Origin of the sequence: Eubacterium limosum, from assembly GCF_000807675.2 — a bacterium.
GTDB classification, from domain to species: Bacteria; Bacillota; Clostridia; order Eubacteriales; family Eubacteriaceae; genus Eubacterium; species Eubacterium limosum.
Map to the genome: position 1 here is coordinate 3,113,253 of NZ_CP019962.1, position 25,624 is coordinate 3,138,876.

The following is a 25,624-nucleotide window of genomic DNA, read 5'->3' on the forward strand; positions in this document are numbered from 1 at the left end:
ATTCATTATACTATAATTAGATTAAAACAACAACAGTTGCTTTAATAATAAACATGGAGGTACTGATATATGAAAAAAAGCAGTTTTGTAGCAATGGTATTAGGAACGGTTAGCGGCGTGTTTTTTGCACTTGGAATGTGCATGGCGTTGATTTCAGAATGGGGGGCGTTTCGGCCGGGTGTCATATTCGGTTGTGTCGGTTTGCTTCTTGGTCTGATTGCGCTGATTATCTGGCGCAAAATGGAGCATAAAGCGCCCATCCATTTTTCCGGAAAAACCGTACTGACGGTTATTGTTGGCGTTGTCGGTGCGTTGGCTCTCGGTGTGGGTATGTGCTTCAGTATGGTGTGGGGCAAAATGGTTATGGGGATTGTGATTGGGCTGATTGGAATTGTCGTGCTGCTTTGCCTTATCCCTTTGACAAAGGGTATCAAGGAATAAGCAGATAAAGCGGTGTATAAAGATGAAGCAAAAACTGTTCAGAATTGCCCAAAAAACGAAAATCGGAAATCGGCTTATGAATGAACAACGATACAGGGTAATTTTTGCCGCAACATTTGGCTTCTTCTTTAATCTGCTGTACGCAATCTATAATGGCATACTTGGAGTCTTCAATCAATCCCTGTGGTTTGCCGCGACGTGCGCTTATTATATCATTTTAGGCACAATGCGCTTTTCCGCTATTCTGTGTGAACGGAAAAACGACGATACGGTTTCTTTTCAAACAGAGTTTTTCGTGATGAAGTTCTCCGGCATTATGCTTACGGTGTTAAGCGTTGTTTTAACAGGCGTAATCTATATCAGCTTATCGCAGAATAACGCTGCGAAATATGATGAAATCATTATGATTACGATCGCAACCTATACCTTTGGGAAAATCGCAATGGCAATCATAAGGGCAGTTAAGCAACGAAACAATCCCTCGCCATTGCTTGCCACAATACGCAGTATTGGGTATGCCGAAGTCGCGGTGTCAGTCTTGACCTTACAACGGTCAATGCTCGTGTCCTTTGGGTCAATGAACGACGCAAATAAACATATCCTAAACATAGCAACCGGCGCGGCTGTTTGTCTATTCGTGCTTGGGCTGGGAATTACATTATTAGTGAAAAATAGAAAGGATAAATGAAAATGGCAAAATCAAAACTTGTAAAGGTGAATGAAAAGATAGCAGAAAAGGTAGTAGGCACTTACGAAAAGATTGAAGGTACCGTTGTGGGCGGATATACAAAAATTGAGGACACTTTTGTTGACCGCTACTTAACAAAGGAGGGCGAGACAGTAGAGGAAGCGAAGAAGCGTCTTAAGGGCGAATAGTTTACTCTCAAAATGATAAGCTGCGTTTAGGTCTGTTGCCTTGCGTAACTTGATATAAACGGCGGCTTTGTAATAAAAAATCAAAGCCGCCGTTTTTCTTTTTCAAAAGCAAAACAAGGTGGGTGTAATAAAGTCACCCTTTTTTAAGGATATGGCGGTATCAAGGGGGTATCACCATGTTCTTTTATAGTTGCTCCATGCCGCCTAACGACTGCTTATCAAAAAAAGTCCGTTCCTGTCTACGGGATATTGCGGCTATCAAGAGGAATACACACATCATCATATATGCTTTGTTACATCATATAGCATAACCGCCTGTTCAGTTTCGTGCTGCACAGGCGGTTTTTGTTATAGCCCCCATTCCAAACGGAAAGGGGGTGAGAATGATGTTATCCAGAGAATACAAAGAGCGTGTTGAGCGCCGCTTTCATGCCTTTTGCAAAGCCGTATTGCACAATGAAGCCTGCAATTATTACAGAGAAAGGACACGCAAAATACAGCATGAAATATCCTATGAATATCTGCAAGAGAACACGCCTTTTGCGCCGCACAGCATGGACGAAAACTTTGTCTTGCAGGACAAGCCGACTGCCTTTGTAGTCAACGAACAGACGGTAATTGTTGGCAGCGAAAAGTTAGCAAAAGCCTTATTATGCCTATCGGAAGGTTGGCGGGAAATTATCCTTATGCGCTATTATCTGCAATTACGGGATAAGCAAATTGCGGCGTTATTGGGAAAGCCGCGCACAACGGTCAACTATCAGGAAAACGCTGCCTTGAAACAGTTGCGGAAAGAAATGGAGAAGACGAATAATGATGAATAGTAAATACAACCTTGTTCCCTATGAAGTGATTGAAAGGGCAATCGCAAGCAATACCGCCGCGCTCCTTGCGGTACAGGAACGGCACAAAGCCTACATAGGCAGACTAAGCCGAGGAAACGCCGATATGACAGAGCGATTAAACGAGAAGTTGCTTATGGCGGTTTTGAAGTTCCGACTGGACTACCAGCCACCGCATAAGTAGCAAAGCCGCGAAAAGCCGTCAAGGGTCAAGATGAACGGGCTGTGCCCGCCCTTGACGGCTTTTCATGTCCTTGCTGTTTGGTAATCAAGAGGGCGCAAACGGATAGACCGCTTGCGCCCTCAATTCATTATGGGATGTTACGCGGTAGGGCATGAAAAGTGCTTAATTTATGCGGCATGGCAGGCGTGATAAGGGCATGGTAAGGGTTTTATATTCATACCCCTCAAAATGACGTTCTACTGCGTAACAAATTCCTGTATGGCAGCGTGTTAAAGGCATAGAAAAGACGAGCAAAAAGCGTTATGCTTCTCGCTCGTCTTTCGCAGCAACCTGTTTGTCAGCCGTTAAGTTAGTTTGTTCTCAATCCTTCCTTATAGGCTGTTGCCTTTTGGCAGGTCGTCTTTTTTTAGCGGATAAAAAACATTTCCCCCTCCAGACCCGCTAAAAGATCAATTCACGTTATTTTACTAATAAAAGTGTTTAAATGCAAAAAAAATAGTGGCATTTTTTCGTATATTCATGTATAATTATCCGTAATGGTAAAAAAAATTTATTTTTATAAATGAGATGACTTTACCTAACCGCCGGAAGCGGAATTTGGAAGGAGTGAAGAAATGAAAATTGTTATTTGCGACGGCAGCCGGAAGCACGCCGAGGAGACTGCTGAGCTGTTCAAAAAGCATGTTATCAGGGGAAGGGATACCCTCAGGATTTGTGAAAGCTGCGACCAGCTCGTCCGGGATATGGAGAAAGAGCCCCAGGATGTGATCGTCATGGACACCTGCGTCAACGGGAGCGACGGGCTCGCGGCCGCGGCCCGCATCCGGGAGCAGCACAGCCGCGCCCTCATCCTGTTTCTGAGCGACACTCCTGAGCACGCCATTAAGGCCTTCCGGGTGGAGGCTTTCCGCTTTCTGGAAAAGCCCCTGATGCCCGGGGCGGCAGACGTCCTCTGGGACGAGATAGAGGAAGCGTACCTGAACAGCCCCAAACGCTTCGCCTACCGCCGGGACGGCTGCCTGAACGCCTGCGGCATCTCCGAGATTGCCTATATCCTGAGCAATGGCAATTTTATCGACATCCGCCTGGTCTGCGGGAGCACCACCGATTTTGTCAGCATGTCCCTCAAGGAAGCGCTCCGCAGGCTTTCGGACGACGGCTTTGTGCAGATCAGCCGGGGATGCGTTGTCAACCTGCTCCATGTGCGCGTGTGCGGCGCCGGGGAGGTGGTCCTGGCAGACGGCGAAACGCTCCCAGTCAAAACAAGCTTTAAAAAAGATGTTATGTTAGCCTTTAAGCAATACTGCGATCGCAGAAATTATTCATAAAATACGGATATAAAGCGGATTCATCATTAAAAACAGGCGGCTCGTCACCGTTATGTTGTTTCGCCTGTGATATATCGCTTAGCATAGAGACAGAACCGATAACGGTTCCCGCGTGCTAAGCGGTTTTTTTATGCCAGGAGGAAGGCAATGAATCTGACAGATAAGATCAGACGACAGCTGTTTGACTGTGAGCCCATGCTCATTCTGCCCTTTTACAGGGACGGGGAGGACCTCACGAGGGTCGTGTACCGCGACCGGAGCGTGCGGGAGGTGGAGAGCACCATCGACCGCGTCATGCCAGCGTTCTGCCGGCACTTTTCCACAAACTATGAGGATATGAAAAAAGAAATCGCCGGGCTGCTGAAAATCGGCAGCAACATGGGTCCCATGCACATTCACGGCGGCCGGTATTTCTTCGCCGTCAAGGTGCGGGGGAAGCGGCAAGGCGCAGGCCACAAAAAAGACTGGGTTTATGGGTTCATAAATCTGGATTTATTTATTTATGGGCCTTTGCTTTGAGGGAAACCGCCTGCTGCTGGACAAGGGCTTTTACGCCGACCTGGCCAGCCCCGCCCGCGCTGCCGTAAGCACTGCCGTCCGCCGCGCCCGCGCCGTCCGGGCAGAGTGGCAGGCCCGCAACCAGATCTGAAAAAGACAGGCCCTTTAAACAAAGGATAAAAGCGTCCCCTAAATTTTTTGAAAAAGGGGGACGCTTTTTTGAATGAAATGGAGAGTGGAGAGTGGAAAATTGAGAATGGAGAATTAGAGGAACAAAATGCTGCGCATTTTGAATGGATTTGCGGCCGCAGGCCGCTGTTTCAATCGCTTTTACGACCGTAAAAGCGTTCATTCATTTTCAATTTTCAATTTTTAAGATTTTCCAGCCAGCCTTTCACATCATCTCCGCCCCTCCCGATTTCCGCCAAATTCCCCAATCGTCCCCATTTCGCCATCCGGCATTGGCGCGCTATAATAGACCCACAAGCTTGAAAAAACAAAAATCACCAAAGCACCGGTGCTTCTGAAAGGAAGCAAAATGAAAAAACAGACGTTTAAAAAACAGTTAAACCAATTTGAAAACAACCTGAAAGCGCCCGGCATGCACATGGCCATGACCGGCCGCTGCGAGCGAATTACCCTGGTCGAGTACGGCGAAGAGGTTTTGCGGGTCTTTAGAGGGAAAAAAGGCGCGCTCTGGTACGATGTGGCCGATATCGCAAGGATCTTAAAGGTCGAAAACCTGGCCCAGATCGTCCGCGAGCATTACAAGCGTCCGGGGAGCCGCGTGTTCCTGGAGCCCTGCGGCTGCGGCGAAAACCCCTTCCAGGCCCGGGTGTGCGTAGACCGGAGCGGCCTGGTCAGCGTTATCTGCGAGGGTAAGTACCCAGACACCATTACCCTCATGCAGACCCTTGTCTACGATATTCCCCAGGCATTGGCGCTCAAGGAGGTTACCAATGAAGCATAATACCCTCAAAGCAGGCCCCGTATTCCACACCTCCGAGTTTGCCGACATCAGCACCTTTATCGACCCGGCAGGCCCCCAGGAGAGCACAGGCACCGTCTGGTTCGCCGGCCGGGACCTGTGCCGTATCCTCGGCTACCAGGGCAGCATCACCCGCGCGGTGCAGCGCCATACCGAGCCCGGCGAGCGGGCCAAACGCCCCCTGACCGACAGCATCGGCCGCGTCCAGCAGTCCTGGTACGTAAACGAGAGCGGCCTGGGCGCCCTGATTCTGTCCAGCCGGCTGCCCGAGGCCCGCCGTTTCCGCCATTATGTGACCAGCGTGATCCTGCCCGCTGTGCGCAAGTACGGCGCCCACATCGAGCCCCAGACCCTGACGGCAGTGCAGGAGGACCCCGAAGCCCTGAGCGCCCTCATCAAGTCCCTGGCCCTGGAAAGCGAACGCCGCAAAGGCCTGGAGGCCATGCTTAAGGATAAAGAACAGCAGCTGGACGCAGCCCAAAAGAGCCTTAAAACAGCCGGAAACCGGGCGGCCCGCCAGCGTGCCAAACTCCGCCGCCTGCGGCCCCAGGCCCGGTTTGCAAGGCAGGTGCTCCACAGCGGGGAGGGCAGCATCCACGTTTACGCCATGGCCCGGCTGCTGCGCAGCGCCGGCGTCAATACCGGCGGCAAGCGTTTGTTTGAATGGCTGCGGCAAAACAGCTACCTGTGCAGCGCGCCCCACTACTGGAACCACCCCACCCAGGCCAGCCTGGACCAGGGCCTCATGGTGCTGGCCGAGCGCCCCCTGAAAAGGGGCCGGCACCAGGTGCACCTGTGCCCGCTCATCACCGGCAAAGGCCAGCAGCATTTCCTGCGCCAGTTTACCGAAAAGCCCGGGCCAGAGGAAAAACGTGAACTTTTTTAAAGAGCTCGAAGCCTTTTTTGAATGGATGGGGGAAACCGAAACCCCCATCAGCCACAGCGCCGCCCTGCTCTGGATCTACCTGCTCTGGCGCAACAACGCCTGCGCGCTGCCCACCCTGCAGGGCCAGTGGCTGTGGCGGGTCCAGTTCTATGTGCGGCCCGAGCTGCTGGAGCGCACCCTCCACACCACCTACCGCAACGTGGCAAGATACCGGGTCGAGCTGGTGAACGCCGGGCGGCTGTCCTACCAGAACGCCCGGCGGGGCCGCAGTCCGGGCCAGTACACCATGCTGCCCTTTGCCCCAAACGTCGGCCCCGAAGCCCTCACCGACCTCACCGGCCGCCCGGCCACCGTCTACGTGGTCAAGGACCTGCCCGAGGCGGACAGCCCCCCTGTGGATAACTGCCCATAGCCGACAGCCATGACACCTAAAACGTCCAAATCCCCGTTTTGGGTGCGGCCAGCGTGTCACCACTGTCCACCATTAATAATATATTAATAATATTTGTATTCTATGCTTATTTATTCCTGAGGCCTGTTTTATCCACCGCCTCACAGACAGAAAGGAGAAGCATGAAACCCACACACCTGAGGACATCCCGTCCCTACCACATCACTGCCTATTGCCGCTTTGCCGCCACCCTGTGCGCCCCAGACCCCGAAGCCGTCGAGGACGCCTTTAACGACCAGGTGCAGGCCGCCGAGGATGCCCTGCCCGGGCTGATCGTCGACCACCTGAAAGTAGAGGAGGACGGATGACCTATGACGAAATCGACACCCTGGCCCATCAGGCCAAAGCAGGGGACAAAACCGCCGCCGAGCTGCTCCTGAGCCTTCTGCGCCCTCTGGTTTTGAGCGCGGCCAAGAGCAGCCAGGCACCGGACGAGCCCTTTGAGGACGCCCTGCAGGATATTTACCTGGCCTTTCTCACAGGCGTCCGCCGGTTCGAGGGTCCCTGGGGCTTTACCGCCTTTATCAAGGAGCACCTGCGCCTGTACCGGTGCCAGAAGCAGGAGGGCCGCTACGACCGCTCCGTGAGACCCGGCGTCTCCCTCGACCAGCCCGAGGGGGAGGCGGGCGCCCGCTTCCTGGAAATCCCCGATCCCGCTGCCCGCACCGAGGCCGATTACCTGGCCGCCGAACGCTATGCAAGACTCAGCCAGGCCTGCGGCAGCCTCACCAGGGCCGAAAAAGAAATCCTCCAGGCCCGCTACCACAAAGGCCAGACCCTGCGCCAGATCGCAGCCCGGCGCGGCTGTTCCCACATGGCCGTCGACCGCTGCCTTAAGCGGGCGCTTAAAAAGCTGAGAGCCTTAATGACAGAGTAAAAGGGAAGTAATGGGATGGAGCATGCAGAATGGAGAATGACGGTGAGTCCAAAGTTAGAGTAACTTTGGGGAACGAACCTATCTCCATTTTCCATTCAAATCTTTTCAACACAAGCCTTAGCCGTCCCATTTTAAAATTTAATCAAAATTTAAAATCCCCCGTTACAGCCACCCCATTTTCCGGTCTCTATTTATAGAACCCGCCAAGAGCGGGAAAATAAAGGAGGAAGAAAAATGGCATACAAACAGTACAAGCTAAAAGCCCAGCTTCAGGTAATCCTGAACTATGGGGAAAATGAAGGGAAAATCAAGAAGAAATTAAAAACCATCGGCGGTCTTAATCTCGACGAGACCATCGCCACCAGCGAAGCTGTCATCAAAACCGCCAAGGCCCTTGGCACCCTCATGGAGCCCATTGTCCAGGACATCACAAATGTCATGTACTACGATAATGTGGAAACTGCCTGAGGCAGAGCAGAGCGATCAACCCCATAAAAGAAAGGAGGAAATACCATGGAAACCGTCAACACCAAAACACTGGATCTGGAATTTCTGATGGAGAACGGCGACACCGATACCATCAGCCTGCCCGACTATCTGCCCGACGTCACGAAGGAGCAGATTCAGGCCGCGGCCGATGTTGTCATTGCCCAGAACATCTTTAAGCCCGATGGCTTTGCCTACCAGAAGCTTAAAAGCTATGAATTCATTGATAAAACCGTCCGGAAGGAAGAACTGGAAGTTTAAGATAAAGGGAGCGCAGGCTCCCTTTCAGGCCGGCAAAAAAGGGTCGTAATCCGAGACTGCGCCTTTTTCCAGAAAAGAAAAAAGGTCCAGGCGCTGTGGATCACGGCCAGGCATCGTGCCGCGCTGCCGGCACAGCCGGACACTGGCGAGATAAAGCATCAGCTTTAGAGAAGCAGAGACCATTGTGAGGGACAAGGCCGCAGGACACTTTTTTCTTCCTTAGGTAAAAGGCTTTGTCTCTCAGGTTTTTTGGTACTCAGAAAGGGAGCGCAGGCTCTTTTTTATATTAATAGAAAATTCAGAAAAGGGGTTCTTATGAAAGTAAAAAAGCATCTGATGATGCTCATTTTATTGATTGTTATTGTCGTTTCCATATGTTTCTTCACCGCCCAGATCAGGCATTTCGGGGGTGTGGGAAACAGCGCCGCGGCGGGTGAGGGCGGGTTTTCTACAGTGGCGCCCGGAGAGCCCGAGGAACCGCCGCCCGCCGGAGGGGAGCTGCCCGCCGCTGCCGAAAGCCCGGAAGAGGAGGCGCCGGAGCTGCCGCCCCCGGAGGCCGGCCCGGTCATGGCCACTGCCCATTTCGCCCGGGACGAGTACCAGTGCGACTGCGCGGGCTACTGCGGCGGCTGGCCCTGCGAGATGAACCCAGTACTCCTCGATAAGATCGAAGCCCTGCGCTGCGCCTGCGGGTCGCCGGTTATCATCACCTCCGGCGTGCGGTGCGAGGCGCGTAACGACGAGGTGGGCGGGGTGCCCTGGTCCTTCCACAAACGGGGCGGCGCGGCGGACCTGTACTGCCCGGGCGTGCCGGTGGGTGACCTGGCCCAGATGGCTCAGGCGCTGGGCATGAACGTGCTGCCCTATTACGGGAGCGGGTACATTCATGTGGAAATCTGAGGGACGGAAAATAAAAAACGTCCGGGCCTTGACCTTGACATGATGTCATGGTTTAAACTGGAGGCACAACAAATAAAGGAGGTCACACAGTGAACCAGTTTACAGTAAAGCCCGTCGGAACCGTCGATATTAACGAGGAGGGGATGTTTATCCGGCTTGAGCCAGCCTACATTCCGGCCCTGCAGGCCCTGGAGGGCTTTAGCCATATCAGCCTGCTCTTTTGGTTTGACGGCTGCGACACCGCCGCGGCCCGCGGTGTTCTCGAAGCCCCCAGCCCTTATAAGGGATCGCCCGAAGTCATGGGGATTTTCGCCACCCGGTCACCCGCGCGGCCCAATCCTATCGCCCTGAGCACTGCCCAGGTTATCCGTATCGACCACGCGTCAGGCGTGATCCAGATCGCCTACACCGACGCCGACAACCAGACTCCGGTGCTGGACATTAAGCCCTACACCCCAAGCCTGGACCGGGTCGAAAGCCCCGCGGTGCCGGACTGGTGCAGCCACTGGCCCAAAAGCCTGGAGGAATCCGGCGATTTTGACTGGGAAAGCGTGTTTAATTTTTAAGGCAGAAAAGACCGGCTCGACTTCGCGCCGGCCTTTTTTATTGGCCGATGGACGGCAGGGCCGGGGTGTGTTAGAATGGGAGAAAGATGAAATCGAGGGCCGGCCGCCCGGGCGCGCGGCCCAGAGGGAGGACAGCATGGATAAAAAGAAGATGGGCATACGGGTGGCAACGGCGCAGGACGCGGCGGCGCTTCTGGATATTTACAGGCCCTATGTGGAGGAGACAGCCGTCAGCTTTGAGTACGAGACGCCATCGGTGCAGGCCTTCGCAGAGCGTGTGGAAGCCATCAGCGGGAAGTACCCCTTTCTGGCCGCCGAGCAGGACGGCAGGCTCCTTGGCTATGCCTGCGCCACGGCGTTTAAGGAGCGGGCCGCCTACGACTGGGCGGTAGAAACCACGGTCTACGTCCGCCGGGAGGCCAGGGGGACAGGCGTTGGCCGGGGGCTTTACGAAGCCCTTGAGACCTGCCTGGCTGCCCAGAATATCCTGAATCTTAACGCCTGCATCGCAGTGCCGGAGGGGGAGGACCCATACCTGAGCATGGACAGCGTGGCCTTTCACACCCGCCTGGGCTACCGCCCGGTTGGCGTGTTTCACCAGTGCGGCTGCAAATTTGACCGGTGGTACAACATGCTGTGGATGGAAAAGCATATCGGCGCGCATCAGAGAAACCAGCCTCCGGTGAAGGCCTTTGCGGCTGTCCGGGAGGCGCTGAGGGCGCAGTACGGCCTGGGCTGAGCCGACCTGGCCGAGACTGTTTTGGAAAAAATGCGGAAGCATATTCTGCAGCACAAACCCAAGGAGGAAATGATGAAAGCGTGTATATTACAGGGAAGCCCCCGGAAGGGCGGCAACACAGCGCAGCTGCTGGCGCCCTTTACGGAGGAAATGGAAAAAAACGGCTGGGACTGCGGGTCCATAAGGCTGTATGACCGGGATTTAAAACCCTGCGTGGCCTGCCGGCGCTGCCAGAAGGACTGGCGCATTTTCGGCTGCCCGCTGGAGGACGACATGCAGGAAATCTTTGACGCAGTGCTCGGGTGCGACCTGCTGGTGCTGGCCACGCCCATCTATTCATGGTACTGCACCCCGCCCATGAAGGCAGTGCTGGACCGGCTGGTTTACGGCATGAACAAATACTATGGCGATGAGAAAGGCCCCTCTCTGTGGGCCGGGAAACAGCTGGCCCTCATCACCACCTGCGGCTACAGGCCCGAAGCCGGGGCCGACCTATGGGAGGCCGGAGTGACGCGGTACTGCCGGCACTCCCAGCTGCGCTACGCGGGCATGCTGGCCGAAAGGCATATGGGCTACGGAACCATTTTTATGGATGCGGAAAAGGCAGAGCGTGCCCGGGTCTTTGCCCAGGGCCTGTGCGGCCAGGCTTGGGCGGAAGGGGACGCGGTATGAGTGAGCGCCCCGATTTGGATAAGCGTCTGGACAGCAAAACGTTCCGAAGCTATTACTACCTGAAGGAAGAACTGACAGCCTTTTGCAGGCAGAACGGCCTGCCGGTTTCCGGCGGGAAGCTCGAGCTGACCGAGCGCATCGCCTGTTTTCTGGATACCGGCAGGGTGATGGCCCCAGCGGCCAAAAGCCGGCCGGGAAAAGCACGGGAGGGCGCCATCACAGAGGAGATGGCCATCGAGCCGGATTTTGTCTGCTCCGAAAGGCACCGGGCCTTTTTTAAGGCGAAGATCGGCCAGGGCTTTTCCTTTAACGTGGCCTTCCAGAAGTGGCTGAAGGCCAATACCGGAAAAACCTACCGGGACGCCGTCGCCGCCTATGATCAGATTTTAAAAGAGAAGAAAAAGGGCAAAACCGCCATCGGCCAGCAGTTTGAGTACAATACCTATATCCGGGATTTTTTCGCGGACAACGCGGGCAAATCCCTGGAGGAGGCCATTGTCTGCTGGAAGTATAAGAAAGGCCTTCCCGGCCACAACGGCTATGAGCGGGCAGACCTTGAGGCCCTGTCCGGCGGGGAGAAAGCCGAAAACAGAGAGGAGCGCAAGCCATGATTGTAAAACCCATGAAAATTGAGAACATCCCCGCCCTGCTTTGGGGCTGTCCGGCGGACAGGGTCATCATCGCCGTTCACGGCAGCCAGTCCCACAAGGCCGACGAGCCCATCCGCATACTGGCCGAAAACGCCAATGCGATGGCCGGCGGCTGCCAGGTTCTGAGCTTTGACCTCCCAGAGCACGGTGACCGCAGGAATGAGGCTACCCTCTGCAAGGTGCAGACGTGCGTGGCGGAGTTGGCCGCGGTCATGCGCTGGGCCAGGGCCCGGTGGCAGTCTGTCAGCCTGTTCGCAAACAGCATCGGCGCGTATTTCAGTCTCATGGCCTATTCCAGCGAACCCCTGGAAAAGGCATGGTTTTTGTCGCCTCTGCTGGATATGCGGCGCATGATCGAGAACATGATGGGCGGATTTGGGATCACCGGGGAGCAGCTCCGGCGGGAGCAGGCCATCGCTACTCCCATCGGCCAGACCCTGTACTGGGACTACTATACCTATGTGATTGAGCACCCTGTCAGTAAATGGACAGCGCCGACCGAGATCCTGTACGGCGGCAGGGACGACACCTGCGGGCGCGACACTGTCGAAGCCTTTGCCAGCCGGTTTTCCTGCGGCCTCGAGATCGTGCCGGACGGCGAGCACTACTTCCATACGCCCGAGCAGCTGCGGGTTTTTGAAGCCTGGCTTAAGCGAACCGGATTTCTTTCCAAAACCCATTGACCCTCACGCTGCGTGATAGTGTACAATCGGGTTAAAGAGGGAAAGCAGAGAGAACAACGGCCGGTTCGTCTGCGGCGCTCTCTTGACCATCAATGAGACAGGAGTTGATTTTAATGAGAACCGTAAAACAAGTGGCGGCGCTGACCGGCGTGAGTGTCCGGACCCTGCAGTATTATGATGAAATCGGCGTTTTTAAGCCCACCGAGGTGACAGAGGCGGGGTACCGGCTATACGACGATGAGGCCCTGAAAACCCTGCAGCAGGTTCTGTTTTTTAAGGAGCTGGATTTTCCGTTAAAGGATATCCGGGAAATCATGGCGGACCCGGGCTTTGACAGGGCAAGGGCCTTTAAAAAACAGCGGGAGCTGCTTAAGGCAAGGCGCGACCGGCTGGATAAGCTCCTCGCCCTTCTGGATAAGCTGGAAAAAGGGGAAGCCTGCGCGAGCTTTGACGCCTTTGACCTGAGCGAATATCTGCAGATACTGGAGGAATTTAAAACCGAAAACGCCGGAGTTGTCACCCGCCACTGGGGCAGTGTGGAGGCCTTTGAGCAGTTTATAAAAAAGGTAAAAGCAGATGAAGCACATATCGCGGGACTCGCAATAAGGCAGTATGGCAGCGTTGAGAAATACACCGCGGCCATGAGGGACAGCATCGGCCATTTTTCCGAGAACATGGAAAAAATGGAGGCCATGAAAAGCGACGGCACGGTCCAGAAAAATGCGGCCCTCATGGAAAAGCTGTACAGCAGCAGGGAAAAGGCCCCCGAATCGCCGGAGGTACAGGCCGTTGTAGGCGATCTCATCGCCCTGGGGGAGACCGCGAATCTGAACATTGACAAGGGCGAGCACTACTGGGATATGATGATCGACTGGTACCTCCACAACGACGCGCTGATCAAAACCATCGACGGGCAGAAAGGCCCTGGGGCGTCGGTGTTTGTGGGGCGGGCGCTCGCGTGTTATTTTGGAAAAGATGTGTGAACTCAATGATTGTTTATGAGATGTGTTATCCTTACGAGACTGTCGGAGCGGCAGGGATTGTCTGCGTCCCGTTAGATTATGGTTATCTGGAGGAGTACAGGAAAATATACAATGATTGCTTCTGTGAAATGAGAAAGGCTCTGGGAATCAAGCCAGTCAATGTCTACACAGATAGTGACGATCTGAAAGACAGGCTGGACAATATTTGTATTCTTCTGGATAACAGCAGCATCATCGGCGCAGTGTCCTGCTATGGCAATGAAATTGATGACCTGATGGTGAGGAAAGCCAGTCAGGGAAAGGGGTATGGAAGGAAGCTTCTTTTATGGGCAATACAGCGCATAAGACAGGAGAACAAAGCACCCATCACCCTGCATGTGGCACAGTGGAATGCGCGGGCGGTCACGCTCTACAGGCAAATGGGCTTCGCCATCACTAAAAAAGAGAAAATCAAGCCGTAACTTTAACGATGGGGATTGTCGTGCATCGTTAAGCAGAAAATACCGTCAAAGGATTACGGAAGCTTGATAGCTTTTTTGTACAATCCATTGACTTAAAAAGGCCGCCGCAGCTTTAATATTGACGGGCGTCATTTCGCCACTTTTTCAGTGCGGCAGCCCCCTTTAAAAATCCAGAATCCGCCCAGGCAAAATAGACGGGGTGTGCGGATTATGTTAAAATACCTCATATCGGGAAAGTTCGGGAGATAAGGAGAAGCCAGACAATGAACAAAACCATCCGGGAGATCCGGGAACAGGAATACCCGCTGCTAAAGGATTTTTTATACGAGGCGATCTTTATGCCAGAGGGGGCTGAGGCTCCGCCAAAGGCCATTGTAAACGCCCCGGAGCTGCAGGTCTATGTATGTGGCTTCGGCGGCCAGGAGGCGGATTTTGCCCTGGTGGCCGAGGTGGACGGAAAGGTCATTGGAGCGGTGTGGGCGCGGATCATGGAGGACTATGGGCATGTCGACGCCCAAACGCCGTCCCTTGCCATCGCCCTTTTTAATGCGTACAGGGGCCTTGGAATCGGCACAGAGCTGATGCGGGCAATGCTTTCCAGTCTCGCGAAAAAGGGCTGGGGGCAGGTCTCCCTGTCTGTCCAGAAGCTTAACGGCGCGGTCAGGCTTTACCAGCGCCTTGGCTTTGAGGTGGCAGACGAAAACAGCGAGGAGTACATCATGGTAAAGGAGCTGGCGGACAATGAATGATTTAGTGGCCAATATTGATAAGCTGCATACCACCGAAATGGGCGCGGCGCGTATAAGGAAGAACCTGTCCATCGGGGACGTGGACCCTGTGCGGTGGTGCAGGGCGGGGATATTAAATCAGGACGCGGCGATGGAAAGAAGGGGCAAGAACTGGTACGTCCGGACAGAGGGCTGCGAAATTACCGTCAATGCCCACAGCTATACGATCATCACCGCCCACAAAATAAAAGGCCAGGAAAACACATGATCGGCATATATTTCAGTGGAACCGGAAACTCAAAGCATTGTGTGGAGCGGTTTCTGGAAGCATACGGCAAAGGCGGCAAGGCCTTTTCCATCGAGGACGAGACAGCACTATACAGAATCAGGGAGCAGGACGAGATCGTGATGGGCTACCCGGTGCAGTACAGCAATGTACCTAAAATCCTGAGGGATTATATCGTTTAGAACCAAGGGGCCTGGAGCGGTAAAAAAATCTTTGTAATGGCCACAATGGGCTTGTTCAGCGGTGACGGCGCCGGTGTTCTGGCACGTCTGCTGCGCAGGTATGGCGCCATTGTAACTGGCGGCCTGCACCTTAAAATGCCTGACAGCATCTGTGATGAGAAAGCCCTGAAAAGGCCTTTGGGGGACAACCGGAAGCTCATAGCGGCCGCGGAGTTGAAAACAGAAAGGGCAGCCCGTGCGCTCAGACAGGGAACCCCGCCCCAGGAGGGTTTAGGGCTTTTTTACCATTTGGCGGGGCTGTTTGGCCAGCGGCTGTATTTTTATAACAGGACGAAGCATTATTCGGATCAGCTGAAAATCGACGCGGATAAATGTATGGGCTGCGGAAAATGCGCTGAGTTGTGCCCCATGAAGAACATTTACCTGGAGAACAGTAAGGCGGCTGCTGCGGATGCCTGTACAATGTGCTACCGCTGCATCAGCAGATGCCCGGCCCAGGCCATCACCCTGCTGGGGAAAAGAGTCGTCGAGCAGGGTTATCTTGAAAAATACCTGGATACTGCTTTGGTGGATGATAAAAATCTTTATTAATAAACCTGTTGACAATAAATTTTTATTCAATTACCATTAAACCAGAGTTACCGGTAGCTCTCTAAAACGATAAAAGAAGAGGAGAGCAAAAACATGTATCACAACCGATTTAAAGGGAACCATTATGACATCGGGTTCCGTTGGGGAACCCTGCTCAGAGAGCATGGCAGCAGGCTTCTGGAGCGCATTGATTTTCCAATAACAGAGGAACGGCTGCGCTTTGCGGCCGACTGCGTGCCTGTGTATCAGCAGTATTTTCCCGAGATTCTGGCGGAAATACAGGGCGTGGCCGATGGGCAGAAATGTGCTGTGGAGCCGCTGCGCGCCTTTTTATTCAGTATGTACGCCATGCCTCCGGCCTGTCACTGCTCCTGCTTTGCCGTGGCTGGCGGGGACAAGGTTCTCTTTGGCCGAAACAGCGATTTTCTGGTATCCCTGGAAAAAACCAACACCAATGCCATCTACCGCTTCTCGGGTGAAGCCATCGACTTTACCGGCAATTCTACGGCCTTTATTGAGATGGAGGACGGCGTGAACGCCCACGGTCTGGCGGTCGGGCTTACCGCGGTCTATCCCCATGCCATAAAGCCAGGGATGAACGCGGGCATGCTGCTGCGGTATTTTCTGGAAAAATGCCGGAGCACCGAGGCGGTTATCCAATGTATCCATGAGTTGCCCATCAGCTCGGCCCAGACCTTTACGGTGGCGGACCGGAGCGGCAGTATCGCTGTGCTGGAGGCCAACCGGGACCGCGTGGAGGTGATCCGCCCCACAGAGGAAAAGCCCTATGTGTGCGCGACCAACCGCTTCCATTCTGCGCCCATGGCCGACTACTGCGACAAAATCCTGGACGACTGGGAGGCAGAGCCCCGCTACCAGACGCTCACCCGCGCCCTGGACAAAAAAGCAGGGGACATGGGCCTGCCCGGGGTCATGGCGCTGCTGTCCGGCCGCGATGGGTTCATCTGCCAGTATGACCGGAAAACCGGAAAGGACACGGTGTGGTCAGTGGTCTACGATTTAGGCGCGCCGGCCATCTACCGGGCTGAGGGCAACCCCGGCAGGCGGAAATTCCTTGAGGACACGCGCTTTTGCTTTTAGAGGTCGCCTGATTTAAAAACATCCGTCCTGTCCCGGCCCGAAACAGGCCAGAGGGCAGGGCGGCTTTTAATTTAATAAAATCTTAAGAGGTCTCTAAGGAAAAGAAAAGGACATTCAGGTAAAGTTCAGATACAATAAAAGAGAAACCATAACACTTAAAGAGGAAATGAAAAATGCAGACGGAAATATTAGTAGTAGACGATGAAGAGGAAATCGCGGATCTGGTGGAGCTTTATCTGGGCAACGAGGGCTACACTGTGCGCAAATTTTACAGCGCCGGGGAAGCGCTGGCGTCTGGTCTTGAAAACCCGCCGGAGCTGGCCGTGCTGGATGTGATGATGCCAGAGCTGGACGGTTTTACCCTGTGCCGCAGGCTCCGGGAAAAGTACACCTTTCCCATTATCATGCTCACCGCCAGGGAGGAGGAGATCGACAAGATCACAGGACTTGCCATCGGCGCGGACGATTATGTGACCAAGCCTTTCCGGCCGCTGGAGCTGGTGGCCCGGGTCAAGGCCCAGCTGCGGCGTTCCCAGCGCTACAACGGCGGGCAGCAGGAGGCCGAGGCCATTGCCGCCTACCGCGGTCTGGTGCTCAACCGGGAGACCCATGTGTGCACGTTAGACGAGAAGCCTGTGGAGCTTACGCCCATTGAGTTCGCCATCCTGTGGACACTCTGCAAAAACAAGGGGCGGGTCATCAGCTCCGAGGAGCTGTTTAAGGAAGTCTGGGGTGAGAAATATTTTACGGGCAACAACACTGTCATGGTCCATATCCGCCACCTCCGGGAAAAAATGCGGGATTCGGCGGAAAACCCGCGGTACATAAAGACCGTGTGGGGCGTGGGGTATAAAATTGGATGATTCGTTTAAAAGACTGAAGCGCAAAATCCTGCTCCAGGTGCTGCTGACTGCGCTGGCCGCTCTGCTGGTGGGCTGGGTGCTCATGGCCCTGTTTGTGGATGGGGTTCTCCAGGACCGCTTTGCCGACGGCATGGTTTATATTTTCGCTCATTTCACCAGCGGGGAGGAGGCCGAGATGCTCTACCGGGGTATTTTCCAGAACAACAAGGGGCTTTGGATGGCCGCGGGCTATGTGCTGCTGCTCTGCGTGATTTTTTATTGGGGCATGACGCGCTTCACCCGGTATTTCAATGAAATCAGCCAGGGGATCGACGCCCTGGCTGACGAAAAGTCTGAGTATATCGAGCTGCCCGGGGAGCTGGACTTCATGGAAAAGAAGATGAACCAGGTGCGCCAGTCGCTGGAAAAACGCACCCGGGACGCGCGGGAGGCCGAACAGCGCAAAAACGACCTGGTGGTGTACCTGGCCCACGACATCAAAACTCCGCTGACCTCTGTCATCGGCTACCTGAATATTCTGGAGGAGGCGCCGGATATGCCCCTGGAACAGCGGGCAAAATACACCAGGATCACTCTGGACAAGGCCTGCCGCCTGGAGCAGCTCATCAATGAGTTTTTTGACATCACGCGCTTTAACCTGCAGACTGTGGTGCTGGAAAAGGAACAGGTCCACCTTTCCTACATGCTCATGCAGATGGTGGATGAGTTTTACCCCATTTTTACAGCCCAGAACAAACAGGCCGAGTTTAAGACAGACGGCGACATTGATCTGGAGGGCGATGCGGACAAGCTGGCCCGGGTGTTTAACAACATCCTCAAAAACGCCGTGGCCTACAGCGATCCGGACACAGTCATCGAAATTGAGGCGAGGGAAGTTCAGGACACAGCGGTCGTCACCTTTAAAAACAGGGGAAGGACCATCCCGCCCCACAAGCTCGAGAGCATTTTTGAAAAGTTCTACCGGCTCGATACAGCAAGATCCACCGCCTCGGGCGGCGCCGGCCTTGGCCTTGCCATCGCCCGGGAGATCGTCCTGGCCCACGGGGGCGGCATAAAGGCCGAGAGCGTTTCCGGCCTCACCACCTTTACGGTCACGCTACCCCTGCGAAGTTAAGAAAATCTTAATGGAAAAAGAAACAAAGGTTAAAAAACGCGGCTTCTTTCTGTGGTTTAATGAAACCATCAGAAAGGAGCTGTTTTTTTATGAATGACAACCGAAGAAATATCATCACCCGGAGAAGAAAAAGAAAGGCCAGGCGGCAGCCGGCGCTGTTTTTGATCATCGCGGGGCTCTGCCTTTACATGGTCGTCTTTGCCTTTAAGGCCGTAAGCCCCGGAGGGCCAGCACACCTGGTGAACGCCATGGGCGGTGCCGGCCTGTACAGCGAGAGCGCAGTGCTCATGCACCTGGACAGCGGCGAGGTGCTTTTCCAGAAGAACAGCGGTGAAAAGATATATCCTGCCTCGCTCACCAAGCTCATGACAGCCCTTGTGATCCTGGACCAGTTTGAGGATCTGGACCACACCGTCACCCTGTCCGGGGAGGTCTTTGACTGCCTGAGCGGCTCCGGGGCCTCTGTGGCCGGGTTTTTACCCGGTGAGCAGCTCACCCTCCGGGACCTGCTGTACGGCTGCGTGCTGCCCTCGGGGGCCGACGCGGCCATGGGCCTGGCTTGCGCCACAGCAGGCTCCGAGGAAAATTTCGCGGAGCTGATGAACAGTAAGGCGGCGGAGCTGGGTATGGCCCACACCCATTTTAAAAACGCCACGGGCCTGCACGACCCCGGCCATTACACCACTGTCATGGACATGGCGGTCCTGCTGAGGGCAGGGCTTAAAAACCCAGAGTTCCGGGAACTGCTCACCACCTTCGATTATCAGACAGAGCCCACCAACAGGCACCCCGGGGGTGTGGGCCTCAGCAGCACGCTGAGCAGTCTCATGGGCACGTCGTATCAAAACGGGGTGACCCTCCTCGGCGGAAAAACCGGGTATACTGAGGAGGCCGGGCTGTGCCTGGCATCCCTGGCCGAAAAGGACGGGCGGGAGTATATTGCTGTCACGGCCGGGGCGCCGGGCAGCCATGAAACCTCGCCCCGCCACCTTGAGGACGCCTTCCGGCTTTTCGGGCTGGTGGATTGCGTTTAAGCCCCTTCTGTGGTAGAATTAATCAATTACAGCAGAACCCGGCGCTTGGTCAAAGCCCGGGCAGGAGGGAATTATGATAATGGAAGATTATTTGTCCGTGCTGGAGGCGGATCAGACCGCGTCTGTGCTGGATAATGCGCCGGTTGCGATTTATGTCAGCGCACTGGACAACTGGGAGCTGCTTTACGCGAACAGGATGGCAAGAGCGCATTTTTCGGGGCAGCTGTTAAAGCCGGGGCTCACCTGCTATCAGGCCGCGGGCCAGGACTGTCCGTGTCCCTTCTGCAGCGCGGAGAAAATGAGCCGGGAAACACTGTTAGTCAGAAAGTTCAGGCATCCCCAGAACGGACGGGTCTATGAGCTCAGCGGCAAAATTGTCGACTGGGCAGACCGCCCGGCCCAGATCGAGTACATCGTGGATATTACGGACAGAGAGCGGGAGGAGGAGCGTTCCAGATCCCTCAGGGCTGAGCTGGAGGAGACCTTTACCAGCATTCCCTGCGGCCTGTGCGTTTACCAGTTCGACGGCGTCCGGATATCACCGGTGTTTCACAATCCGGCCTTTTATGAGATCATGGGCTATTCCGAGGAGCACATCCAGGATGTGGAGCAGTCCACTGATTTTCTGGGCGTCCATCCCGAGGATGCGGATACGCTGCGGAAAAAAATCCAGCAGGCCATTCTGTGCAATGGGACCACACACCACACCTACCGTGTTTTTAACGACCGCAAGGGCGAGTACAGCTGGATTCGGCTTGACGGCTCAGTCAAGGAAAAAGAGGATGGCACAAAGCTTTTGTATGGGGTTTACAGTGATGTCAGCGAGTCAGTGCGCCTGGAAAAGGAGCTGACCGCTGCCAACGAGAAGCTGGAGCACATTGTCAACGCCATTCCCGGCGGTGTGGCCAGCTACCGGGTGGAAGGGGACTGTTTTATCCCGACTTTTTATTCCGACGGCATCATGGCCCTCTCAGGCCATACCCGTGAGGAATACCGGGATATGGTACAGGACGATGTCTTCGATATTATTTACGAGGCCGACCGGGAACGGGTGCACGCAGCTGCCCGCGCCGCGGTCCAGAGCGGCGGCGTCCTGGACGTCTCCTACCGCATGCGCCATAAGGATGGCAGCCTGATCTGGATTCACCTCAACGGCCAGCGCATGGGGCCTTTGTCCGGGGATACCGGGTTTTACGCGGTGTTTACCGGCATATCGGATGAGACCCGCCTTTTCCAGAGCATTGCCAACGAGATTGCCGACGGGGTTTACGTCATCGACAAGGCAAACTATGACCTGCTCTATGTGAATGAGTCCGGCGCCCTGTTCAGAGAGGAACAGAGCTGCGCGGGCCAGAAATGCTACAAGGCCCTGTATGGCAAGGACGCGCCCTGCGGCTTCTGTACCCTCAAGACCCACGCGCCCGACGGCAAAACCCACAGCATGGATGTGGGAGAGCCGGGGCGGTTCTACAGCACCCGATTTAAGGAAACCGACTGGAATGGCATTCCCTCCTACATCAAGTATGTGCAGGACGTGACCGAGGAAGTGCGCGCCCAGAAGGAAAAGGAACGGATGGAGGAATACTTCCAGACAGTGGTCAAAAACCTGCCCGGCGGTGTGGTTGTTATCCGCTGCATGAAGGATGGCCGCATGGCGCCCGAATACATCTCCGACGGCTTTGCCGAGCTGTCTGGAATGTCTCTTGACGCGGTCTGGCAAACCTGTGAACAGGATGTCATGGCAGGCGTGCACCCCGAAGACCACAAAAGGGTTGATGAGCGGATGGCCGAGTATATCCGCAACGACGAGAACTACTGTGAAATGGTCTACCGCCTGAGAAAGGGTGACGGCAGCTATCTCTGGGTTAAAAACACCCTGTCGCTCATCCAGGGCAGCGGCGGGGAAAAGCGCATCTACGCAGGCTACCATGATATTACCAGTGAGCGTGAGGAGCAGGAGCAGCTGCGCAGAAAGTACAATGACCTCATTCTGCAGCACTACCGCAGGCCCGACCCCGACGCCCTCATCATCGGCCACTGCAATGTGACCCAGAACCAGATCATTGAAATCATGGACCACACCGGCTCCGATCTCCTGAAGACCTTTGGAAACGTCCGGGAATCCTTTTTCACCGGAATCTCCAGGCTGGTGGTGGACCCGGATGAGCAGCAGACCTTTTTGAACACCTACCTCAACGCGCCCTCGCTGGCCGCCTTTGAGCGGAATGAGACCGAAGTGGTTCTGAAAAGCTATATCAAGCTGCCCAAGGAAGCCCAGGGGCGCTATGTTAAATTTAAGGTAAACCTGGTGGAAACGCCAGACACCGGGGATGTGACCGGTATCCTCACTGTGACAGACATTACCCGGCAGACCATCTCGGAGCGCATGATGGGCAAACTGGCTGTGGCCAGCTACGACCTGGTGGCCGAGGTGGATGTTTTCCAGGACCGCTACCGGATTATCTCAAAGGACGACGCCTACAGCGATACACCCGAGCAGGAGGGGATTTATTCAGAATGGATTGGCGACCTGCTAAATACCCGGGTTGTGCCCAAGGACAAAGCCCAGGTTGCGAGGCTGCTGGATGTCCATACCCTGCCGGGCCAGCTCACCGAAAAAGATGATTATTCCTTTTCCTATTCCGTCATCGGCGAAAAGGGCGAGCTGCTTTTTAAGAATATGACCGTCTCCGCCCTGGATATGCGGCTGGGCCGCGTCTGCCTGGCGAGAACCGACATCACCGATTCCATAAGAGAGCAGCAGGGACTGCTGAACGTGATCGCCTATACCTTTGAGATGATCGGTTTTATTGATATTGACAGCGGCCGTACGACCATGTATACGCGCCAGATCGTCCTTGAGAACCTGCCAGCCTATGTGGTGGAGGATTACACAAAATCCGCTGGCCGAATCGCAGAGTTTTACGAGTCGGACGGGGGACAGGACAACGCCCGGAAACAGTTTTCCCTAGACACCCTGCGTGACCGCCTGAAGGAAAAGCCCGAGGGCTATGATTTTGTGCTGCCCTACCGTGTGGGAGACCAGACACGGTATAAGCAGATCAACGTGCTGTGGGGCGACCGGAACCAGAAAACCGTGTGCCTGGTGCGGGCAGACGTCACCGACATGCTGGCCTCCGAGCGCCGGACAAAGGCAGCGCTGGAAAAGGCCCTGTCACTGGCGGAAAAGGCCAACCAGGCCAAGAGCGATTTTCTCTCATCCATGAGCCACGACATCCGCACCCCCATGAACGCGGTCATGGGTATGACCACCCTGGCCGCGGCCCATCTGGATGACCGCGCGCGGGTCAGGGACTGCCTGGATAAAATCGCTGTGGCCTCAAGACACCTGCTCAGTCTCATCAATGACATTCTGGACATGAGTAAGATCGAGCAGTCACAGATCACCCTCAACCATTCCGCCATTGCCGTTTCCGACCTGATCAGCCAGCTAAACGCCATGATCGCGCCCCAGGCCGCGAACAATGGCCTCAGCTACAGCGCCCGGCCGAAAAATATCCGCCACCCTTATTTTTACGGCGACCCGCTGCGCATCAATCAGATTCTGATCAACCTGCTGAGCAACGCCATCAAGTTCACACCTGAGGGCGGCAGGGTAGAACTGCTGGCGGAGGAAATTCCGCCGGTCAAAACGCCCGGTGCGGTCCGCTACCGGTTCAGCGTCAGCGACACTGGGGTGGGCATGTCCGACGCGTTCCTCATCCATGTGTTCGAACCCTTTACCAGAGGCCGCAACGTGACGCGGGTTGAGGGAACCGGCCTTGGTCTCAGTATTACCAAGGGGCTGGTGGACCTGATGGAGGGTGAGATTACCGCTGAAAGCCAGGAGCACGCAGGCACCATCTTCCGGGTAGAGCTGGAATTCGCAGCCGCCCAGAGTGCGTCTGAAGACCTTGAAAAACGTGAGGACGACTGCTCCGGCCTTCCGGATGAGAGCCTGTTTGCAGGGCGCTGCTTCCTCATCGCTGAGGATAATCAGATCAACTCTGAAATTCTCAGCGAGCTGCTGAAAATGCTTGGCGCGGATTCCCAGGTCAGGGTCAATGGCGCCGAGGCCGTAGCGGCCTTTGAGAGCGCCGCGCCAGGCACCTACGACGCCGTCCTGATGGATATTCAGATGCCCGAGATGAACGGCTTTGAGGCCACCCGGGCCATCCGCAGCCTGCCAAGGCCCGACGCCCGGACCATTCCCATTGTCGCCATGACCGCCAACGCCTTCGCGGAGGATATACAGGCCGCCCTGGACGCCGGCATGAACGCCCATGTCGCCAAGCCCGTCGATATGAAAGTCCTGCGCGCCACGCTGTGCAGGGCGCTTAAAAATAAAGCGTGAGGATGAAACTAAAAAAGATCGGCACAATTTTGCGCCGATCTTTTTTTAGGCTGCTGCGTTATTGTTGTATTCGATAATCAGCAGTTCGCTTGCCAGATTTTCCGCGGTTTGCATTAAATCCTCCAGGCGGTCAACGGTGTTACCATCGAAGTATTCCTCACCGCACTGGCAGCATTTTGAGCAGGGTACATTTTTAACAATCAGGATGCAGTTTTTTAATTGTGAAAAAAAAGTTGTCTGCGCGGGTTCCATGGTTCCGCCACAGGTAAAACACTTCATATTTATTTCTCCCTTCGCGTTTTAAGATCATCTTCCCATTCTTCTGGATTCGGATAATATGCGGTGATGAAAAAAAGACCTTCGCCATTCGAGCTGACGACAACGTGCAGCCATTTTTCGTTTTGACAACGTCCGAGGACCAGGCAACTGGGGTAAGGTTTATCGTCGGCGTACTGTTTAATGATTTCACCATGATGGAGGGCATATACAATATCTTTTTTTGTAATGCCGCGTTCATAACAGCGTTGTATAACATGTCTTGTCATAAAAATAGTATTATTGTTACAAAGTTTTCTCAGCGTTTTAATTGTTAGCTCCATTTTATACATCCCATGTGTATTTTTATCCTATATTCTGCTGTATGCGTATTTTCTGTTCTTATCATATCACGTTTCCCCCAAATAATAAACCTTGAAATCCCAATCAGCCATTTTCCTAAGCTTTTTAAGTGATTCCATAAATTTTCGTCCGTTTTTCAATTTTTTGGGTAATATCTATTAATGAAGCCTTTTAATTCTTAAAGTGGATTAAGAAATACAATAAAATGTCATATGTTTTACATAAATCATTTGACAAAATATTGGTTAGGGTGTATTATTAATGCATAGACGAGGTGGAAACTATGAAAAAAAGTGTATATAGCCTGATGCTTTTTGATGAGATCGTTGAAAAGATCGATCAACTGGCATATGAAAATAATACCAACCGCTCTCAGCTCATCAATGATATCTTGGCTGAGAAGATCGGTCTGGAGACACCTGAGCAGCAGGTGCAGAAAATACTGGAGCAGCTGGACCAAAACCTCAGCGACACCCTGTCGGTGAGCCAGATCAACAAAAACTCCAGCATCCAGTTTGGCAAAAGCCTGAAATACAAGTACCGCCCAAAGGTGCGGTACAGCTATGAGTTTGTCAATGACAACGGGCAGAAATACGCGGTGCTTAAGGTAAGCTCCCGTACCAAGTCCGAGGATTTGAACGAGCATTTTGACCAGTTTTTCCAGAAAATCTGTAACATTGAGCGCAAAAACAATGAGGTGGATGACAAGGACAGCGAACATCTGACCAACCACAAATTCATCCGTGAATTTAAGGAAAACGGCGCGGTACAAAACGGTGTCAGCACCGTTACCGATTTTTTGACCGAGTACCTGCGGATGATTGACTCTGCCATGAACCTCTATTTTGAGAGCAACGAGGATGAAAATCTGGATCAGGAGCTCGAGGAATTATACGGTCAGTTTTTAGGAAATCCCAGGCCAAAGAAATAAAGGCGGGGATCGAATCACATATCGGGGCGCGGTTTGGGTGCGCTCCAGTC

The 25,624-nt window shown here is 54.2% G+C and carries 35 protein-coding genes; 32 read left to right on the forward strand and 3 right to left on the reverse strand.

From position 1 onward, the window contains the following. The first annotated feature begins 69 nt into the window (after positions 1-69). From B2M23_RS14550 to B2M23_RS14580, 7 genes are all read left to right on the forward strand, one after another. Positions 70-441 (forward strand): hypothetical protein, encoded by a 372-nt coding sequence (locus tag B2M23_RS14550; protein ID WP_038354214.1) that lies wholly within the window; start codon positions 70-72, stop codon positions 439-441. Positions 442-517: 76 nt separating this feature from the next. Beyond that, positions 518-1,129 (forward strand): hypothetical protein, encoded by a 612-nt coding sequence (locus tag B2M23_RS14555; RefSeq protein WP_242945805.1) that lies wholly within the window; start codon positions 518-520, stop codon positions 1,127-1,129. Positions 1,130-1,131: 2 nt separating this feature from the next. After that, complete coding sequence (locus tag B2M23_RS14560) at positions 1,132-1,317, forward strand: hypothetical protein (RefSeq protein WP_038354245.1); 186 nt, start codon at positions 1,132-1,134, stop codon at positions 1,315-1,317. Between the two features lie 383 nt (positions 1,318-1,700). Beyond that, positions 1,701-2,141 carry an RNA polymerase sigma factor gene (locus B2M23_RS14565; protein WP_038354212.1) on the forward strand — a complete coding sequence of 147 codons (441 nt, stop codon included), beginning with the start codon at positions 1,701-1,703 and terminating at the stop codon, positions 2,139-2,141. After that, positions 2,131-2,343, forward strand: a complete 213-nt coding sequence (locus B2M23_RS14570) for a helix-turn-helix domain-containing protein (RefSeq protein WP_242945806.1) — start codon at positions 2,131-2,133, stop codon at positions 2,341-2,343. The genes B2M23_RS14565 and B2M23_RS14570 overlap by 11 nt, the downstream gene beginning before the upstream one ends. A gap of 614 nt (positions 2,344-2,957) precedes the next feature. Beyond that, positions 2,958-3,671 (forward strand): LytR/AlgR family response regulator transcription factor, encoded by a 714-nt coding sequence (locus B2M23_RS14575; protein ID WP_038354210.1) that lies wholly within the window; start codon positions 2,958-2,960, stop codon positions 3,669-3,671. Positions 3,672-3,818: 147 nt separating this feature from the next. After that, positions 3,819-4,190, forward strand: a complete 372-nt coding sequence (locus B2M23_RS14580; RefSeq protein ID WP_038354209.1) for a hypothetical protein — start codon at positions 3,819-3,821, stop codon at positions 4,188-4,190. On the opposite strand, the gene B2M23_RS21285 is transcribed toward B2M23_RS14580, so the two are convergent. Further along, positions 4,168-4,521 (reverse strand): hypothetical protein, encoded by a 354-nt coding sequence (locus B2M23_RS21285; protein ID WP_038354208.1) that lies wholly within the window; start codon positions 4,519-4,521, stop codon positions 4,168-4,170. The genes B2M23_RS14580 and B2M23_RS21285 overlap by 23 nt on opposite strands. 186 nt (positions 4,522-4,707) lie before the next feature. Here B2M23_RS21285 and B2M23_RS14585 point away from each other — a divergent pair, with 186 nt between their 5' ends. The 24 genes from B2M23_RS14585 (at position 4,708) to B2M23_RS14695 (ending at position 24,025) form a co-directional block, all read left to right on the forward strand. After that, a complete protein-coding gene (locus B2M23_RS14585; protein WP_038354207.1) occupies positions 4,708-5,139 on the forward strand; it encodes a hypothetical protein in 432 nt (143 codons plus the stop codon). Further along, positions 5,129-6,043, forward strand: coding sequence for a BRO family protein (locus tag B2M23_RS14590; RefSeq protein WP_052237504.1), 915 nt, complete (start codon positions 5,129-5,131; stop codon positions 6,041-6,043). Before B2M23_RS14585 ends, B2M23_RS14590 begins: the two co-directional genes overlap by 11 nt. Then, positions 6,030-6,455: a hypothetical protein gene (locus B2M23_RS14595; RefSeq protein ID WP_038354206.1), complete on the forward strand. Its 426-nt coding sequence runs from the start codon at positions 6,030-6,032 to the stop codon at positions 6,453-6,455. Before B2M23_RS14590 ends, B2M23_RS14595 begins: the two co-directional genes overlap by 14 nt. Before the next feature lie 161 nt (positions 6,456-6,616). Then, the gene (locus tag B2M23_RS14600) at positions 6,617-6,802 is read left to right on the forward strand and encodes a hypothetical protein (RefSeq protein ID WP_038354205.1); all 186 of its coding nucleotides are present in this window, start codon (positions 6,617-6,619) and stop codon (positions 6,800-6,802) included. Then, a complete protein-coding gene (locus B2M23_RS14605; protein ID WP_038354204.1) occupies positions 6,799-7,371 on the forward strand; it encodes a sigma-70 family RNA polymerase sigma factor in 573 nt (190 codons plus the stop codon). The genes B2M23_RS14600 and B2M23_RS14605 overlap by 4 nt, the downstream gene beginning before the upstream one ends. 234 nt (positions 7,372-7,605) lie before the next feature. Next, a complete protein-coding gene (locus tag B2M23_RS14610; protein WP_038354203.1) occupies positions 7,606-7,839 on the forward strand; it encodes a DUF1659 domain-containing protein in 234 nt (77 codons plus the stop codon). Positions 7,840-7,884: 45 nt separating this feature from the next. Beyond that, positions 7,885-8,118, forward strand: a complete 234-nt coding sequence (locus tag B2M23_RS14615) for a DUF2922 domain-containing protein (protein ID WP_038354202.1) — start codon at positions 7,885-7,887, stop codon at positions 8,116-8,118. 315 nt (positions 8,119-8,433) lie between these two features. Continuing rightward, positions 8,434-9,018, forward strand: coding sequence for a YcbK family protein (locus tag B2M23_RS14620; protein WP_052237503.1), 585 nt, complete (start codon positions 8,434-8,436; stop codon positions 9,016-9,018). A gap of 89 nt (positions 9,019-9,107) precedes the next feature. Further along, a complete protein-coding gene (locus B2M23_RS14625; protein ID WP_038354201.1) occupies positions 9,108-9,584 on the forward strand; it encodes an SAM-dependent methyltransferase in 477 nt (158 codons plus the stop codon). A gap of 67 nt (positions 9,585-9,651) precedes the next feature. After that, on the forward strand, positions 9,652-10,323 hold the full coding sequence (locus tag B2M23_RS14630) for a GNAT family N-acetyltransferase (RefSeq protein WP_333519694.1): 672 nt from the start codon (positions 9,652-9,654) through the stop codon (positions 10,321-10,323). A 72-nt stretch (positions 10,324-10,395) separates the two neighbouring features. Further along, positions 10,396-10,995 (forward strand): flavodoxin family protein, encoded by a 600-nt coding sequence (locus B2M23_RS14635; protein ID WP_038354200.1) that lies wholly within the window; start codon positions 10,396-10,398, stop codon positions 10,993-10,995. Continuing rightward, on the forward strand, positions 10,992-11,606 hold the full coding sequence (locus tag B2M23_RS14640; RefSeq protein WP_038354199.1) for a DUF6434 domain-containing protein: 615 nt from the start codon (positions 10,992-10,994) through the stop codon (positions 11,604-11,606). Before B2M23_RS14635 ends, B2M23_RS14640 begins: the two co-directional genes overlap by 4 nt. Beyond that, positions 11,603-12,328, forward strand: a complete 726-nt coding sequence (locus B2M23_RS14645) for an alpha/beta hydrolase (protein WP_038354198.1) — start codon at positions 11,603-11,605, stop codon at positions 12,326-12,328. The genes B2M23_RS14640 and B2M23_RS14645 overlap by 4 nt, the downstream gene beginning before the upstream one ends. 113 nt (positions 12,329-12,441) lie before the next feature. Further along, the gene (locus tag B2M23_RS14650; RefSeq protein ID WP_038354197.1) at positions 12,442-13,311 is read left to right on the forward strand and encodes a MerR family transcriptional regulator; all 870 of its coding nucleotides are present in this window, start codon (positions 12,442-12,444) and stop codon (positions 13,309-13,311) included. 5 nt (positions 13,312-13,316) lie between these two features. Further along, positions 13,317-13,772 (forward strand): GNAT family N-acetyltransferase, encoded by a 456-nt coding sequence (locus B2M23_RS14655; RefSeq protein WP_038354241.1) that lies wholly within the window; start codon positions 13,317-13,319, stop codon positions 13,770-13,772. A gap of 263 nt (positions 13,773-14,035) precedes the next feature. Beyond that, the gene (locus tag B2M23_RS14660) at positions 14,036-14,521 is read left to right on the forward strand and encodes a GNAT family N-acetyltransferase (protein WP_038354196.1); all 486 of its coding nucleotides are present in this window, start codon (positions 14,036-14,038) and stop codon (positions 14,519-14,521) included. Continuing rightward, positions 14,514-14,768, forward strand: a complete 255-nt coding sequence (locus B2M23_RS14665) for a DUF3781 domain-containing protein (protein WP_038354195.1) — start codon at positions 14,514-14,516, stop codon at positions 14,766-14,768. The genes B2M23_RS14660 and B2M23_RS14665 overlap by 8 nt, the downstream gene beginning before the upstream one ends. Then, on the forward strand, positions 14,765-14,968 hold the full coding sequence (locus tag B2M23_RS21755; protein ID WP_341455923.1) for a flavodoxin domain-containing protein: 204 nt from the start codon (positions 14,765-14,767) through the stop codon (positions 14,966-14,968). The genes B2M23_RS14665 and B2M23_RS21755 overlap by 4 nt, the downstream gene beginning before the upstream one ends. Before the next feature lie 27 nt (positions 14,969-14,995). Continuing rightward, positions 14,996-15,559 (forward strand): EFR1 family ferrodoxin, encoded by a 564-nt coding sequence (locus tag B2M23_RS14670; RefSeq protein WP_341455949.1) that lies wholly within the window; start codon positions 14,996-14,998, stop codon positions 15,557-15,559. Positions 15,560-15,652: 93 nt separating this feature from the next. Continuing rightward, positions 15,653-16,660, forward strand: a complete 1,008-nt coding sequence (locus B2M23_RS14675) for a C45 family autoproteolytic acyltransferase/hydrolase (RefSeq protein ID WP_038354194.1) — start codon at positions 15,653-15,655, stop codon at positions 16,658-16,660. 173 nt (positions 16,661-16,833) lie between these two features. Continuing rightward, positions 16,834-17,523 carry a VanR-ABDEGLN family response regulator transcription factor gene (gene vanR / locus B2M23_RS14680; RefSeq protein WP_038354193.1) on the forward strand — a complete coding sequence of 230 codons (690 nt, stop codon included), beginning with the start codon at positions 16,834-16,836 and terminating at the stop codon, positions 17,521-17,523. Next, the gene (vanS, locus tag B2M23_RS14685; RefSeq protein WP_038354192.1) at positions 17,516-18,637 is read left to right on the forward strand and encodes a vancomycin resistance histidine kinase VanS; all 1,122 of its coding nucleotides are present in this window, start codon (positions 17,516-17,518) and stop codon (positions 18,635-18,637) included. Before vanR ends, vanS begins: the two co-directional genes overlap by 8 nt. Before the next feature lie 89 nt (positions 18,638-18,726). Further along, a complete protein-coding gene (locus B2M23_RS14690) occupies positions 18,727-19,671 on the forward strand; it encodes a D-alanyl-D-alanine carboxypeptidase family protein (RefSeq protein ID WP_038354191.1) in 945 nt (314 codons plus the stop codon). A gap of 73 nt (positions 19,672-19,744) precedes the next feature. Further along, positions 19,745-24,025, forward strand: coding sequence for a PAS domain-containing protein (locus tag B2M23_RS14695; RefSeq protein ID WP_038354190.1), 4,281 nt, complete (start codon positions 19,745-19,747; stop codon positions 24,023-24,025). A gap of 45 nt (positions 24,026-24,070) precedes the next feature. Here the strand turns inward: B2M23_RS14695 and B2M23_RS14700 are convergent, their stop codons facing one another. Then, complete coding sequence (locus tag B2M23_RS14700) at positions 24,071-24,304, reverse strand: type II toxin-antitoxin system MqsA family antitoxin (RefSeq protein ID WP_038354189.1); 234 nt, start codon at positions 24,302-24,304, stop codon at positions 24,071-24,073. A gap of 2 nt (positions 24,305-24,306) precedes the next feature. Then, the gene (locus B2M23_RS14705; RefSeq protein ID WP_038354188.1) at positions 24,307-24,624 is read right to left on the reverse strand and encodes a DUF4258 domain-containing protein; all 318 of its coding nucleotides are present in this window, start codon (positions 24,622-24,624) and stop codon (positions 24,307-24,309) included. Positions 24,625-24,926: 302 nt separating this feature from the next. On the opposite strand from B2M23_RS14705, the gene B2M23_RS14710 reads away from it, so the two are divergent. Continuing rightward, positions 24,927-25,574: a hypothetical protein gene (locus B2M23_RS14710; protein WP_038354187.1), complete on the forward strand. Its 648-nt coding sequence runs from the start codon at positions 24,927-24,929 to the stop codon at positions 25,572-25,574. Positions 25,575-25,624 lie beyond the last annotated feature (50 nt).

Coding starts and splice junctions, on each gene's coding strand:
- B2M23_RS14550 (WP_038354214.1), top strand. CDS start 70: ATGAAAAAAAGCAGTTTTGTAGCAATGGTATTAGGAACGGTTAGCGGC.
- B2M23_RS14555 (WP_242945805.1), top strand. CDS start 518: ATGAATGAACAACGATACAGGGTAATTTTTGCCGCAACATTTGGCTTC.
- B2M23_RS14560 (WP_038354245.1), top strand. CDS start 1,132: ATGGCAAAATCAAAACTTGTAAAGGTGAATGAAAAGATAGCAGAAAAG.
- B2M23_RS14565 (WP_038354212.1), top strand. CDS start 1,701: ATGATGTTATCCAGAGAATACAAAGAGCGTGTTGAGCGCCGCTTTCAT.
- B2M23_RS14570 (WP_242945806.1), top strand. CDS start 2,131: ATGATGAATAGTAAATACAACCTTGTTCCCTATGAAGTGATTGAAAGG.
- B2M23_RS14575 (WP_038354210.1), top strand. CDS start 2,958: ATGAAAATTGTTATTTGCGACGGCAGCCGGAAGCACGCCGAGGAGACT.
- B2M23_RS14580 (WP_038354209.1), top strand. CDS start 3,819: ATGAATCTGACAGATAAGATCAGACGACAGCTGTTTGACTGTGAGCCC.
- B2M23_RS21285 (WP_038354208.1), bottom strand. CDS start 4,521: ATGAACGCTTTTACGGTCGTAAAAGCGATTGAAACAGCGGCCTGCGGC.
- B2M23_RS14585 (WP_038354207.1), top strand. CDS start 4,708: ATGAAAAAACAGACGTTTAAAAAACAGTTAAACCAATTTGAAAACAAC.
- B2M23_RS14590 (WP_052237504.1), top strand. CDS start 5,129: ATGAAGCATAATACCCTCAAAGCAGGCCCCGTATTCCACACCTCCGAG.
- B2M23_RS14600 (WP_038354205.1), top strand. CDS start 6,617: ATGAAACCCACACACCTGAGGACATCCCGTCCCTACCACATCACTGCC.
- B2M23_RS14605 (WP_038354204.1), top strand. CDS start 6,799: ATGACCTATGACGAAATCGACACCCTGGCCCATCAGGCCAAAGCAGGG.
- B2M23_RS14610 (WP_038354203.1), top strand. CDS start 7,606: ATGGCATACAAACAGTACAAGCTAAAAGCCCAGCTTCAGGTAATCCTG.
- B2M23_RS14615 (WP_038354202.1), top strand. CDS start 7,885: ATGGAAACCGTCAACACCAAAACACTGGATCTGGAATTTCTGATGGAG.
- B2M23_RS14620 (WP_052237503.1), top strand. CDS start 8,434: ATGAAAGTAAAAAAGCATCTGATGATGCTCATTTTATTGATTGTTATT.
- B2M23_RS14635 (WP_038354200.1), top strand. CDS start 10,396: ATGAAAGCGTGTATATTACAGGGAAGCCCCCGGAAGGGCGGCAACACA.
- B2M23_RS14640 (WP_038354199.1), top strand. CDS start 10,992: ATGAGTGAGCGCCCCGATTTGGATAAGCGTCTGGACAGCAAAACGTTC.
- B2M23_RS14645 (WP_038354198.1), top strand. CDS start 11,603: ATGATTGTAAAACCCATGAAAATTGAGAACATCCCCGCCCTGCTTTGG.
- B2M23_RS14650 (WP_038354197.1), top strand. CDS start 12,442: ATGAGAACCGTAAAACAAGTGGCGGCGCTGACCGGCGTGAGTGTCCGG.
- B2M23_RS14655 (WP_038354241.1), top strand. CDS start 13,317: ATGATTGTTTATGAGATGTGTTATCCTTACGAGACTGTCGGAGCGGCA.
- B2M23_RS14660 (WP_038354196.1), top strand. CDS start 14,036: ATGAACAAAACCATCCGGGAGATCCGGGAACAGGAATACCCGCTGCTA.
- B2M23_RS14665 (WP_038354195.1), top strand. CDS start 14,514: ATGAATGATTTAGTGGCCAATATTGATAAGCTGCATACCACCGAAATG.
- B2M23_RS21755 (WP_341455923.1), top strand. CDS start 14,765: ATGATCGGCATATATTTCAGTGGAACCGGAAACTCAAAGCATTGTGTG.
- B2M23_RS14675 (WP_038354194.1), top strand. CDS start 15,653: ATGTATCACAACCGATTTAAAGGGAACCATTATGACATCGGGTTCCGT.
- vanR (WP_038354193.1), top strand. CDS start 16,834: ATGCAGACGGAAATATTAGTAGTAGACGATGAAGAGGAAATCGCGGAT.
- B2M23_RS14690 (WP_038354191.1), top strand. CDS start 18,727: ATGAATGACAACCGAAGAAATATCATCACCCGGAGAAGAAAAAGAAAG.
- B2M23_RS14695 (WP_038354190.1), top strand. CDS start 19,745: ATGATAATGGAAGATTATTTGTCCGTGCTGGAGGCGGATCAGACCGCG.
- B2M23_RS14700 (WP_038354189.1), bottom strand. CDS start 24,304: ATGAAGTGTTTTACCTGTGGCGGAACCATGGAACCCGCGCAGACAACT.
- B2M23_RS14705 (WP_038354188.1), bottom strand. CDS start 24,624: ATGGAGCTAACAATTAAAACGCTGAGAAAACTTTGTAACAATAATACT.
- B2M23_RS14710 (WP_038354187.1), top strand. CDS start 24,927: ATGAAAAAAAGTGTATATAGCCTGATGCTTTTTGATGAGATCGTTGAA.